The following is a 12,347-nucleotide window of genomic DNA, read 5'->3' on the forward strand; positions in this document are numbered from 1 at the left end:
GTGCTCGACATGGTGAAGGTGAAGCGCGCGCTGCAGGGCTCCAAGTCGCGCCTGATCGGGCCCAACTGCCCGGGCGTCATGACGGCCGGCTCCTGCAAGATCGGCATCATGCCGGGCAACATCTTCAAGAAGGGTAATGTCGGCATCGTGTCCCGCTCGGGCACGCTGACCTACGAGGCCGTGTTCCAGACGAGCTGCGAGGGCTTGGGCCAGACAACCGCCGTCGGCATCGGCGGCGACCCGGTGAAGGGCACGGAGTTCATCGACGTTCTGGAGCTCTTCCTGGCCGACCCCAAGACCGAGTCGATCATCATGATCGGCGAGATCGGCGGCTCGGCCGAGGAGGATGCGGCGCAGTTCCTGGCGGACGAGGCCAAGCGCGGGCGCAAGAAGCCGACGGTCGGCTTCATCGCCGGGCGTACGGCGCCTCCCGGACGTCGCATGGGTCACGCGGGCGCCATCATTTCGGGCGGAAAGGGCGGCGCCGAGGACAAGATCGCCGCCATGGAGGCCGCGGGCATCCGCGTATCGCCATCGCCGGCCCGCCTCGGCAAGACTCTCGTGGAAGTGCTGAAGGGCTGAACCACTGCGCCGTCATCCCCGGCGGCGCGACGCGCCGGGAAGGGGATCCAGGGCAGCCTTCGCGGGCGCCTGGATCCACGTTGCCTCGCGCCTACCCGCCCCGGCCGGGGCGTCGCCTGGCGACCCAACACGGGGCCAGCCTGCTTTCCCGACTCAAACACAATCAGCTCAACCCAAGCTTGCACTCGACAAAACCGGCTCCATCGCTCACTTAGGGGAGGCGTATCCTCACGATGGAGGTTCCCTGGTGAAAGCTCCCGCCCGTTGGCCCGTGGCCGAGGCTCCGGCCCCGGAACTCGTGCTCGAACGCTTCGCGCCGGAGGAGACCTACAAGACCCGGGTCTATGGCGCGCTGAAGCAGGCCATCATCGGGATGGAGATCTACGCGTCCCCCGAACCCACCTGGATTGACGAGCGCCAGCTCTCGGAGCGCATGGGCGTGAGCCGCACGCCGGTGCGCGAGGCGATCGCCATGCTGGAGCAGGAGGGCTTCGTGAAGTCCCTCCCGCGCCGCGGCATCATGGTGCTGCGCAAGACCAAGCGCGAAGTGATCGAGATGATCCAGGCCTGGGCGGCCCTGGAGAGCATGGCCGTCCGCCTCCTCATCGAGCGCGCCAGCGACGAGGAGATCGCCTCGCTGCGCAAGATCTTCAGCGGCTTCGGCGAAGGCCACAAGCCGGCCGATTACCCCAGCGAGTACTCCGCCGCCAACCTCGCCTTCCACCAGACCCTCATCCGGCTCTCCGGCTCCAAGCTCCTGGCCGAGCTCACCGACAACATCGTCCTGCACGTGCGCGGCATCCGGCAGATCACCATCGGACGGGACGACCGCGCCACGCGCTCCATGGCGGACCACATGGCCATCATCGAGGCCCTGGAGAAGCGCGATGTCCCCCTGGCCGAGCGCCTCTCCCGCGACCATACCCTCGGCCTGGCCGCCTACGTGGAGGCGCACAGCGAGGGCATCTTCGACTGACGAGAGCCGCTCGTTCTCAGAGCGGTCCCCCCGTCATTGCGAGCGCCGCGAAGCAATCCAGAGGTCTGGGCGCAGGCTGACCAGCAGCGCGCCCATCGACCCCGTGCACGTCGCCTTGACGACGCGCCGCCCTTAGACCGTCACCACGCGGATGTTGTTGGTGCTGCCCGCCTTGCCGAACGGCACGCCGGCCACCACCACGATGGTCTCGCCAGGCTTGGCGAAGTCCACCGCCTTGGCCTGGTCCACCGCCTGCGCGACCATCTCGCCATAGTTCGACACGTCGTCCGAGCGCACGCTGTACGAGCCCCAGAGCAGCGCGAGCCGCCGGGCTGTCGCCTCGGAGGGCGTGATCGACAGGATCGGCATGAACGGCCGCTGCCGCGCGATGCGGTACGCCGTCGTGCCGCTGGACGTGAACGCCACGATCCCGGCCGCCCCGATGGCGTTCGCCACCTCGGCCGCCGCGGCGGAGATCGCGTGCTGGGGCAGGGACTCGATGGCCGGCTTCAGCGCCTCGATGATCGGCGGATAGCTGCCGTGCTTCTCCGTCCGGGCGATGATGTGATCCATCGTCTCGACGGCCGCCAACGGATACTGGCCCGAGGCCGACTCCGCAGAGAGCATGACCGCGTCCGCGCCGTCATAGATGGCCGTGGCCACGTCCGAGGCTTCCGCGCGCGTCGGGGTCGGCGCGCTGATCATCGACTCCAGCATCTGCGTGGCGATGATCACGGGCTTGCCGGCCAGACGGCAGAGCTTCACCAGGTCCTTCTGCGCCCCAGGAACGTCCTCCGGCGGGATCTCCACGCCCAGGTCGCCGCGCGCCACCATGATGGCGTCGGACAGCGACACGATGTCGTTGATGCTGGAGAGCGCCGCCGGCTTCTCGATCTTGGCCATCACGCCCGCGCGCCCGCCCACGAGCTGGTGCGCGTCCATGATGTCGGAGGGCCGCTGCACGAAGGAGAACGCCACCCAGTCGACCCCGAGCTCCAGGCCGAAGGCGAGGTCGGCCTTGTCCTTCTCCGTGATCGGCGAGAGGTCGAGCACCGTGTCGGGCACGTTGACGCCCTTGCGGTCGGTGACCGGCCCGCCGGTGACGACCCTGGCGTCGATGAAGTCGGAGCCGAGCCGCTCCACAACCAGCCGCACCTTGCCGTCGTCCACCAGCAGCTTGTTGCCGGGCATCGCCGCGTCGAAGATCTCCTTGTGCGGCAGCGGGAGCACGGCCGGGTCGTTGGACGTCTTGTCCAGCTGCAGCCGAATGGTCTGGCCTGCCTCGAGCACGACGCGGCCGCCCGCGACGGCGCCTAGGCGGATCTTCGGACCCTGCAGGTCCTGCAGGATGGCGATCGGATACCCGAACTCCCGCTCCAGGCTGCGGATCGCCGTATGCCGGGCCCGATGGTCCTCGTGGCTGCCGTGGCTGAAGTTCAGCCGGAACACGTCCACGCCCGTCTCGAACAGCTTGCGGATCATCTCCTCGCTGGAGCTGGCCGGACCAAGGGTCGCGACGATTTTCGCACGGCGGTTGCGTCTCACGGGGGCCTCCTCAAATCACTTCTGTCGCTGCTTGCAATCGTTTCCACCGGGCGGCGCCCGCGGCGCTGCGTCAAGAGGCGAGGGCGCCCGCATGCAGGTTTTCACCGCGTGTGGCGCCCAGGCGGCAGCATCGCTGCGAAAATGGCGGATGGCTGATGGGGCCGCCCTGCGACCTAGCGCTCGAAAGCCGCACGTCGAGCGTCTGCTGGTTTGCGGCGGCCCGATCGGCTGGATGCCGGCGGCGCCGTGGGTCGCTTCGGCGAGGACCTTGCAGCGAGACAGAAACCCCGGTGGGCCTCGCGACCGGGCGGGTGGGAGAACACAAGGTGGTGGAGACCAGGACCACTCCCCCGAATTCAGAAACTTGGCTTTCCCCCTCCAAGTCGCATGAATTCTTGCCTGGTGGAGGTCGCTGACCAGGCCGCCTCTGGAATTCTTCGCGGTGGACCTCGAGCCCGCATCCCGGAGACGACGGGATATTGCAATTGAGGTCTGCTCAGCTCAAGTTAGCAATGCAGCGGATGCGGCGGGATGCCGCACCTCGGCCACACTCCGCGCTGACAGCCGTCCTCAATAGGCGATCGTGATCGACACGGTGTCCTTGTAGGTCCCGGGCGGGACGCTTTGGCCCTTGGGGAAGATGCAGCCATAGACCGTGTAGCGCTGCCGGTCGCCGGTCCCGACCGCCGCGACCGTGTCCACGTCGCGCGTCCATCCCCAGGGCTGCAGGCAGCCGCTGTCCTTGTAGAGGCCGTACAGGATTCCGTTCGGACCGCTGGTCATCTTGCGCTGGGTTGGGCTCCGTGCGTTCGCCAGGGCCGAGTAAAGGAAGATTTGGTAGGCCGTTCCGGCGGAGCACAGGGCCCAGATGCGGGCTTGGCCCAGGATGCGCACGGCCTTGCTGTCGAGCAGCCCAAAGTCCATCGGAGCATCCACGCCAGCGCTGCAGATGGTGGAGAAGGCGAAAGTCACGAACCCCGATGCGAACCCGACCGCTGGCGCAGTCGGCGAACATCCGCCGGGGAGGTCGGCCAGCGCGAGCCCCAGATAATCACCGATGGGCTGCGTGTCTCGGTTTCCGTTTGCGCCCTGCATCCGCCCGATGAGTTGGGCTCGGGTCTCGATGGTCGCCTTGGCCGCCCCGCTGGCGTCGAAGTTCAGGACGGCGCCGGGATCCGTGAAGGTGAGGGCTCCGCCACCCGCGACGGGCTTGGGGCGTGTCACCAGGCACAGGCGCATGGCCGCTCCGGGCCGTCCCTGGCTGCACGCCACCTCGGCGCGGGTATTGATCGCCATGTGGACAGGATCGCTCGCATTGTACACCTGGAACGTGAGCGGTTGGACCATCATGCTGCAGTTCTGGGCGACGGCAGGAGCGCCTGTCAGGAGCAGCGTGGCGAGGAACAGCAGCGTGCGAAGGCTCATTGGCAAGTCACCGGTCCGATTTCGACCACGCGATCCGGCTGCGGGGTGAACGAGAACGACGCGCGGCAGGACTGGCCCCCAAGGTCCACCACGGCGACGTTGTCGGTCGAAAGGCTGCGCATGTACGCCCGCCCTTCCGTGCCGACCACGAAGGGCTCCTGCGAACCCTCCACGACCCCGGGCAGCCCCGCATCGAGGAATTTCCCGTCCTTGTCCTTGAGGATCACCGTGGCGCTTTCCGCCTCGGACTTGGTCTCGAACCGAACGACGACTCCGGAGCGCTTCGCCGGCGTCACCATGTCCTCCGTCTTGGTCAGCGAGGCGGTGGTCGGCAGGGTGTCAGGGTTCACCGAGATCCGGTTCGGGCTGTTGGAGAAGAGGCTCGGGACCACCACGCGCCCCCAGCGGTCGGTGCGTCCGACTTTCCGTCCCTCGTGAGAGACCTCCACGTCGGGGACGCCTGTTTTCACGAGCGCGAAGCTGTCCTCAACCCGTCGTGTGGCGGCGATCCCGTCCGGCATGGCCACGATGGCGCCCTCGAACTCGCCATTGACGTTGCTCGATCCGTTCTGGTGATCCCCGTTCACGGCGATGCGACCGATGGAGGATTGATAGGAGGCGCCTGCGCCGTATCCGCGGCTCTGCCCTCTGCTCTGGGCCACGCTCACCCGGGCGCCGTAGCTGCCGGTCTCGGTCCCCATCTGGCGCTGAGCCTGCATGACGCCGCTCACGGTCTTGCCGGCGGCGCTCACGCCGCTCGAGATCGAGTCCGTCGGGCCCAGGATGACATTGAGGCCAGCCAGGAAGCCGAAGTCCCGGGACTTGCCCACGTCCACGTAGCTCGTGGCGAACAGCGACCATCCGTCCCAGAAGCGCTGCGAGAACTGGGCCGTGAGCAGTCGGGATTCGGGGCGGCCCTGGTAGACCTGGCGCACGGCGCTCAGGCCCACGGAGGAGCCGACCCAGGGGCCTTCCGTCGAAATGGAGAGCCGCTCCATCTCCCGCAGAGGCGTGGACGGCGTCACGGATCCGAACGCCGGATCGAGCGCGGAGAAGATTTCGAACGACCGCACCTTGCCAGGCCGAAACAGCCGATTGGTGGCGTCGACGAGATCGCGGAAGTCACCGAAGCTGTACTGCGCCGCGCCATTGACCGAGAACGGGCCGATGCGCGTCTCGAAGGACGCGTGCCCTTGGTACCCGACGGCCTGGCCGAGGCGGCTCGCCCGGCCGGCCACCGACAGAACCCCAAACCCGAAGACGCTGGCGGAGGCCCCGATCCCGATATTGGCGAGGCCGGCTCCGCCCTCGTTGTAGGTTTCGACAGTGACGGAGTCGGTCAGCCCATACCGCGCCGCCAGGCTGCCGACGGGGCTCATGCCGTAAGACGTGCCTGCCGTGGCGAAGCCATAGCGTGCGAAGCCCACCGCGCCCGAATACTCGAAAGCGCCGTCTTTCAGGAGAGCGGCGGACGTGAAGAAGGGCAGCGAGCTCTTGATCTCGCGGCCGGTGGCGTCCCGAAGCACGATCTGTGCCCGGCCGGCGCCGCTCAGCCCGGGCACGTTCATCAGCGAGTAGGGGCCCGCGGGCACGTCCTTCGAATAGGTCTTCACCCCGTTCACGAAGACGTCCACCGTCGAGGGCGCGGCCGCGGTGCCGTTCAGCACAGGCAGCGCAGCGGTGACGATGTCCGACCGGAGCGTGTAGTCGCGCGACACAGCGGCTCCGCCCATGCGGATCGGCCGGGCCCAGGACGGCCCCGCCGTCATCACGTCGCCGACCTGGGCGCTGATGAGCCGCTCCGAATCCGTGTAGGTGAAGCGGGTGTCGAGACGGATCGCGTCCGCCTGGCGCATGGTGGTCGCGCCCAGGATGGCCGATTGCTCGAGAACACCGTACGGCGAGAAGGCGCGGGCGTCGAAGTGGACCGAGCCTCCGGAGAACTTCGGCGCCTCGCGCCAGACCGACTGTTGTGCGCTGCCGTAGACGAGATAGTTCAGCGCGAGGCCCACGTTCGAGACGGGAGGCTCGCGCGCGGGCTCGCCGTTCTCCGCCGCCGCGTCGACCGCTGTTGGGGCGAGCCGATCCAGGTCGGTGACCGTGATCATCATGCGCTGGGTCGGCTCGTCAAAGACGGCGGTCACGCCGGGCATGCTGGCGAGGTCGACCGGTTCGTTATCGGCGCCGGCTCCCGGGGCCAGCCCCAGGGACTTCAATTCCGCCCGGGTCGCCGTCATGCGGCCATCCGCGCTTTGGTGAAACGCGCCGATCAGGCCGCCCTGGCGATCGTTGATCAACACCTCGAGGTGGAGGTCACGCTCCTCCGGCCCGGCAAGGCTGGCCCGCGACTCGAACAAGGGCCAAACGATGATGAGAAAAACGACCCAGAGCCTAGCGGTCCGGGTCGATGCGCACATCGATCGGGCCTCCGTCGCTCTCGGCGGTCAGCCGAAGCGGGCCGGCGCCGAGAGACTTCGCGGGCCGAACCCATGACATGGTGGCGTCGGCGAGCACGTAGCCCAGGGAGCCGCGCTCGAAGTCGATGGTGCTGCGGCCGTCCGAGAGCTTGACGTTGCTGATACGCGCCCGCCGGCCTCCCTCGTTGGTGGCCGTCAGGGTCACGCGGCCGCGGCTGACCGAAGCGTGCCAGGACAGGGCCGCGGGCTTCGCGTTTCGCGGCTCGAAGAAGAGCGGCACCGCATGGGCGAGCGCCACGTTCACCCCAGTGCCCGCCACGGGATTCGGCAGTTCGGTGACCACCACCCGATAGGCCTCCTCGGCGGAGACGGGATCGTGTCCAAGCCGGACGGCCCGGAACACGTAGTCCTGGCGCGGCTTCAGCTGCGCGACCGGCGGTGAAACCACCACGCGGCTTGCAGGAACGAGGCGTTCGCGGCCACCGTCCTGCTCCATGACCATCACCTTGGCCTCCACGTTCACCGGGACGTTGGAGCCGTTGCGAACGGTGAGGGACGCGGTGGCGCCGCTTGATCCTTCCAGCAGGATCGGGGTCACGGAAAGACCCGCGGCCCGGGCCTGGCCAATGAGCGCGAAGGCGGACAATGCCGCCACGGAGAGGCGCCACCGCATCATGTTCAGTCCTTGGTAGTTGAGATCAGTTGTAGGTCGCCGAGAGCGTGATGGTGTCGGTGAAGTTCACGGTCGCGCCCGTCGCGATGTTGGCGGGAGCGCCCACGGCCTGCAGCGCGGTGCCGGCCTTCACGTTGACGTAGAAGGTGGCGTTGGTGCCAACGCCGCTGGTTGCCGAGATGGTGCCCGGGAAGGCGACGCCGGCCGTGGTCAGCGTGAGCGGGGTGCCCGTGGCGGTGGTGGAGCCCGGGTACACTTCGTAGGCCAGCGTCCAGTACGCGCCGGTGGTGCCCGACTGCAGCTTGCCGCCGTTGGCGGACGACGCCGTGACCGTGACGGTCGCGTTGGCGCCCGTGCAGGTGAAGGGCTGGTTGACCGCGATGCCCTTCGCCGCGGCGACCGTGTCGCCGGCCTTCTGGAAGCTGCCGAGCGCGCCGACGGCGGCCGTCGCAGCCGTGCCCCAGGTGCAGGCCGCCGTGGGGCCCGAGGCGGAAGCCGTCACCGAGATGGAAGGATTGGCGTTGGTGAAAGTGAAGGCCTGGGCGTTGACGGAGGTGGCGAGCGCCATGAACGCGATGACCGCCGGGGCGGCGAAGAATTTGACGTTACGCATTACGAGCTTCTCCTCGAAGTCCCTCCTTCTGGAGGGGGCGCCCCCATGCTGACGGGGGTTGAGGCGAAACTAGGCGGGAACTGCTAACTCCGAGTTAATGCTGAATCTTAAGTGTTTGAAATATAAGCAATTTTAGATTGTGCAGGGCTGTCGCGCAACTATGGGTGTCTGCGCCGTGACGGTCCGCGAGCCTACCAAGGCCAGGGGCGCGCCACCCCGGAAAGCCCGCCAGATGCAAAAAAGGCCTCCCCGACGGGGAGGCCTTCATGTCCTGCTGGATCAGGAGAAACTTTTGGTCGGAGCGAGAGGATTCGAACCTCCGACCCCCTCGTCCCGAACGAGGTGCGCTACCAGACTGCGCTACGCTCCGACACTGTCGACTGGCGACCGCGGCCTTATAGGCGCCCGCCGGTTTCCGCGCAACCCTAAAATGAGGGCGGCCGGCCGTGGTGCGAGCGGCGCCTTCGCTCAATCCAGGCAGGGGGCGTCCTGCGTGGCCTCGCCGCGACCGAGGGATCGCACCCAGGCGACCATGCGGCCGAGCGTCCCGAAAATGGCCTCGTCGATCAGTTCGAGGACGATTTCGAAGATGGCGTCGATCATCATGATTCTCCCGAGAAATGCGCGTTCGCGAATACATCCCCGATAGGCAGGTCAGACGGCGGCACTTTCGCGGCAGACCTGCGGCGAAGCGGTGCGCTTGCGCACATCTCCACTGGCCCCCGCGGGCGTGGTTAACCAATTCTTGCCGGCGTCGCCCCCCAGCCACACCGGGCGGCGCGGGCTGCGCAGGGATGCGGCTTCGAGCGGGACTTTTTCGCGAACCGATCCTCTCCGGGCTCGTTGTTCCAGGCGAAGCACAGCCAACGGAGATGCGCAGATGGCCAACGCCAGCAAGAACAACATGGGCTCCGGCGCGCTGGGCAAGCATGCGGGCACAGGCGCCATGACGGATGAGTCGATCGTCGACGGCCGCCTGACCGAGAACATGGTGCTCAGCAACCGCGACAAGTCCCGCCACAGCGGCGAACGCGGCCTCGACGGCAAGATGGTCCAGACGGAGCAGTTCCAGGACCACAGCGCCAACCACCTGTCGGGCGGCCCCTCCGGCGGCCGCGGGAACAGCAGCGCCGTGACGAGCGATCCCATGTCGAACCAGTCCGGCGCCCAGGGCTCGCTGAAATCCAAGGAACGCTGAATCGGAGCCGGCCAATGACCGTTCGAGACCACAACAACCGCTCGGAGAAGCAGAAGGGCCACGAGCCCGTCCTGCAGAAGGAGGCCAATTCCAATCCCGCCAGCCAGGGCCACCAGGGCTTCCGCGGCGCGACGCAGGATCGCTCGGGCGCCGACGAGCGCCACGACGGGCAGAGTCGCCAGAATGGCGGCGGCGACCGAGCCGGCGGCGCTCCGCGAGTCCAGCACCAGGGCGGCCACCCGTCCCATCACGACGGCGGTCCGGGCCAGCACAATTCCAAGAGGTGACCCCATGAAGGGAAGCAACGACCTGAAGTCCAACGCCGAGAAGGCCATGCGCATGAAGCAGCAGGCCGGCTCCCAGACCACCACGCCGCCGCACCGGACGGCGCGTGAGGGCGCCATCAAGGATTCCCAGGTGAACATGACGGACACGTCGGTCGGGACCGAGCCGACGCAGACACCCAACCTGAAGCGCAGTCACAACGCCAGAAGCGGCGACGCGTAGGCTTGATTGTCCTGCATCTGAAGGCCCAGACCCGCCGGTTCCGGCGGGTCTTTGCTTTACAGCAAATAGAAGCTGGCTTTGCTTCGTTTTGGGCATGAGAAGTATTTGTTGAGCCGCAAAGAAGGCGAGGGGGGAAAGGCGCATCGTCCAATCCGTCAAGAGGAACCGAACCTCACGGAGATCACGATGTTCACCCGCCGCGCCATGATGGCCGCCGCTGCCGTCGCCACCCTCGTCGCTGCCGCTCCGGCGCTGGCGCAGGACGTGTCGAAGCTCCCCCGCGAGCAGGTCGAGCTGGTCGCTCCGCCCTTCATCCATTCCCACGAGCAGGCTGTGACCGCCGGCCCCAAGGTGGTCCAGTTCAAGATGACGATCCAGGAGAAGGAGCTCGTCATCGACAATGAGGGCACGAAGATCCACGCCATGACCTTCAATGGCTCGGTGCCCGGGCCGATGATGGTGGTCCACCAGGGCGACTACGTCGAGCTGACGCTGGTCAACCCCGACACCAACATGATGGCGCACAACATCGACTTCCATTCCGCCACGGGCGGCCTGGGCGGCGGCGAGCTGACCCTGGTGAACCCCGGCGAGCAGACGGTCCTGCGCTGGAAGGCCGACCGCGCCGGCGTGTTCGTCTATCACTGCGCCCCTGGCGGCGCGATGATCCCCTGGCACGTCGTATCGGGCATGAACGGCGCCATCATGGTGCTGCCGCGCGACGGCCTGAAGGACGAGAAGGGCCAGCCCCTCAAGTACGACAAGGCCTTCTACATCGGCGAGCAGGACTTCTACGTGCCGAAGGACGAGAAGGGGAAGTACAAGACCTATGAGACGGCCGGCGACGCTTACCCGGACCAGCTCGAGGTCATGCGCAAGCTGATCCCCACCCACGAGGTGTTCAACGGCAAGGTCGGCGCGCTGACCGGCAAGAACGCCCTGACCGCGAAGGTCGGCGAGCGCGTCCTGATCGTCCACAGCCAGGCCAACCGCGACACCCGTCCGCACCTGATCGGCGGGCATGGCGACTATGTCTGGGAGACCGGCAAGTTCGCCAACCCGCCGGAGAAGGACCTGGAGACCTGGTTCGTCCGCGGCGGCTCCGCGGGAGCGGCCCTCTACACCTTCAAGCAGCCGGGCGTCTACGCCTACGTGAACCACAACCTCATCGAGGGCGTGGACCTGGGCGCCACCGCGCACTTCAAGGTCGAGGGCAAGTGGAACGACGACCTGATGAAGCAGGTCACGCCTCCGAGCCCGATCGGCGCCGGCGCCAGGACCGGCGCTCTGGAGACCGCCCCGGTCGCCCACAGCCACTAAGCGCACGTCCCCTGGCCCGCCCCTCGGCGGGCCAGGTTTCTTCAAGGGGGCTTCGCCATGTTCGTGATGCTCAAGGCCAACCTCGCCGCCAAGGCGGTGGTGATCGCCGTCGCGCCTGTCGCGCTGGCCATGGGCGGCCATCGCCTGGTCGGCGAGCCGCAGCCGGATCCCGTGCCGGTGGTGCGGGTCGAGGCCGGCGAATTCGCTTATCGGGTGGCCGGCGATTTCAACCGGGCAGGACGCCCGGTGAACGCGCCCGTGCGGGCCTGGCGCTTCTCCGCTCCCATCGAGATCATGAAGTCCCAGGTCAGCGCCGCCGAGTACGACCGCTGCGTCGCCGAGGGCGCCTGCGAGCGCCGCCTGGGCCGCGACATCGGCCGGCCGGACGTGCCGGCGGTCGGCGTCAGCTGGCAGGACGCCAGCGCCTACGCCGCCTGGTTCTCCCGCAGGACCGGCCAGACCTGGCGCCTGCCCACCGACTCCGAGTGGGCCTATGTGGCCGGAAGCCGCTTCAAGGACGACGCGGTCGAGGGCGACGACGGAACGGACGCCTTCACCAAGCGCTGGCTCGCCAAGTACGAGCAGGAGTCGGCGCGCGCGGGCGCCGTCGACAAGGCCCCAAGGCCGATCGGCGCATTCGGCGAGAACGAGCGGGGCGTGGCGGACCTTTCCGGCAACGTCTGGGAGTGGACCAACACCTGCTTTTTGCGCCAGGGGCTGGACGCCGCCGGCGAACCCACCGGCGCCCGCACGGTCAACTGCGGCGTACGCGTCGTGGAGGGCGAGCACCGCGCCTATGTCACCGACTTCATCCGCGACGCCAAGGGCGGCGGCTGCGCCGTCGGCGTCCCGCCCGCCAACCTCGGCTTCCGCCTGGTCCGCGAGCACGCCGGCCCCGTGGACGCCCTCGTGGCCCGCGTGAAGACCGCTCTGCGGCGGGCCTGACGCCCCATCCCGCGCCATCATCCCCGGACGGAGCCACGCTTCGGGGATGATGGCGCGAGTCATGTGATCCCTGTTTGCAAGAAGTCCGATAGCCGACGAGCAAGAAGGAGGGCATGACGCCTCCCCTCCGTCCTTGCGAGGAGCGC

Annotated in this window: 13 protein-coding genes and 1 tRNA gene; 7 read left to right on the forward strand and 7 right to left on the reverse strand. The window is 67.8% G+C overall.

Annotated features, from left to right (window positions below; genetic code table 11):
• Positions 1-582: succinate--CoA ligase subunit alpha (locus SLNSH_RS23480; RefSeq protein WP_106340599.1), on the forward strand; the 582-nt coding region annotated here is incomplete at its 5' end.
• Positions 583-829: 247 nt separating this feature from the next.
• Positions 830-1,558 carry a GntR family transcriptional regulator gene (locus tag SLNSH_RS23485; RefSeq protein WP_196240307.1) on the forward strand — a complete coding sequence of 243 codons (729 nt, stop codon included), beginning with the start codon at positions 830-832 and terminating at the stop codon, positions 1,556-1,558.
• A gap of 132 nt (positions 1,559-1,690) precedes the next feature.
• Here the strand turns inward: SLNSH_RS23485 and pyk are convergent, their stop codons facing one another.
• The 7 genes from pyk to SLNSH_RS25625 form a co-directional block, all read right to left on the reverse strand.
• The gene (pyk, locus tag SLNSH_RS23490) at positions 1,691-3,103 is read right to left on the reverse strand and encodes a pyruvate kinase (protein ID WP_106340603.1); all 1,413 of its coding nucleotides are present in this window, start codon (positions 3,101-3,103) and stop codon (positions 1,691-1,693) included.
• Between the two features lie 570 nt (positions 3,104-3,673).
• Positions 3,674-4,528 (reverse strand): Csu type fimbrial protein, encoded by an 855-nt coding sequence (locus SLNSH_RS23495; RefSeq protein WP_106340605.1) that lies wholly within the window; start codon positions 4,526-4,528, stop codon positions 3,674-3,676.
• Positions 4,525-6,945 (reverse strand): fimbria/pilus outer membrane usher protein, encoded by a 2,421-nt coding sequence (locus SLNSH_RS23500; RefSeq protein WP_106340607.1) that lies wholly within the window; start codon positions 6,943-6,945, stop codon positions 4,525-4,527. Before SLNSH_RS23500 ends, SLNSH_RS23495 begins: the two co-directional genes overlap by 4 nt.
• On the reverse strand, positions 6,920-7,621 hold the full coding sequence (locus SLNSH_RS23505; protein ID WP_106340609.1) for a fimbrial biogenesis chaperone: 702 nt from the start codon (positions 7,619-7,621) through the stop codon (positions 6,920-6,922). Before SLNSH_RS23505 ends, SLNSH_RS23500 begins: the two co-directional genes overlap by 26 nt.
• A gap of 22 nt (positions 7,622-7,643) precedes the next feature.
• Positions 7,644-8,231 (reverse strand): hypothetical protein, encoded by a 588-nt coding sequence (locus SLNSH_RS23510; protein WP_106340611.1) that lies wholly within the window; start codon positions 8,229-8,231, stop codon positions 7,644-7,646.
• Between the two features lie 293 nt (positions 8,232-8,524).
• Positions 8,525-8,601, reverse strand: a tRNA-Pro gene (locus SLNSH_RS23515).
• A gap of 98 nt (positions 8,602-8,699) precedes the next feature.
• A complete protein-coding gene (locus tag SLNSH_RS25625) occupies positions 8,700-8,834 on the reverse strand; it encodes a hypothetical protein (protein WP_280954494.1) in 135 nt (44 codons plus the stop codon).
• Positions 8,835-9,111: 277 nt separating this feature from the next.
• On the opposite strand from SLNSH_RS25625, the gene SLNSH_RS23520 reads away from it, so the two are divergent.
• The 5 genes from SLNSH_RS23520 to SLNSH_RS23540 all read left to right on the forward strand — a co-directional run bounded on the left by SLNSH_RS23520 (position 9,112) and on the right by SLNSH_RS23540 (position 12,201).
• Positions 9,112-9,429, forward strand: coding sequence for a hypothetical protein (locus SLNSH_RS23520; protein WP_106340613.1), 318 nt, complete (start codon positions 9,112-9,114; stop codon positions 9,427-9,429).
• Between the two features lie 14 nt (positions 9,430-9,443).
• Complete coding sequence (locus SLNSH_RS23525) at positions 9,444-9,716, forward strand: hypothetical protein (RefSeq protein WP_106340615.1); 273 nt, start codon at positions 9,444-9,446, stop codon at positions 9,714-9,716.
• Between the two features lie 4 nt (positions 9,717-9,720).
• Positions 9,721-9,936, forward strand: a complete 216-nt coding sequence (locus SLNSH_RS23530) for a hypothetical protein (protein ID WP_106340617.1) — start codon at positions 9,721-9,723, stop codon at positions 9,934-9,936.
• A gap of 186 nt (positions 9,937-10,122) precedes the next feature.
• Entirely contained in the window at positions 10,123-11,256 is a 1,134-nt protein-coding gene (gene nirK, locus SLNSH_RS23535; RefSeq protein ID WP_106340620.1) for a copper-containing nitrite reductase, read from the forward strand.
• Between the two features lie 57 nt (positions 11,257-11,313).
• Positions 11,314-12,201: an SUMF1/EgtB/PvdO family nonheme iron enzyme gene (locus SLNSH_RS23540; protein WP_106340622.1), complete on the forward strand. Its 888-nt coding sequence runs from the start codon at positions 11,314-11,316 to the stop codon at positions 12,199-12,201.
• The last annotated feature ends 146 nt before the right edge of the window (positions 12,202-12,347 follow it).

Source organism: Alsobacter soli, from assembly GCF_003004785.1.
Lineage (GTDB): Bacteria > Pseudomonadota > Alphaproteobacteria > Rhizobiales > Beijerinckiaceae > Alsobacter > Alsobacter soli.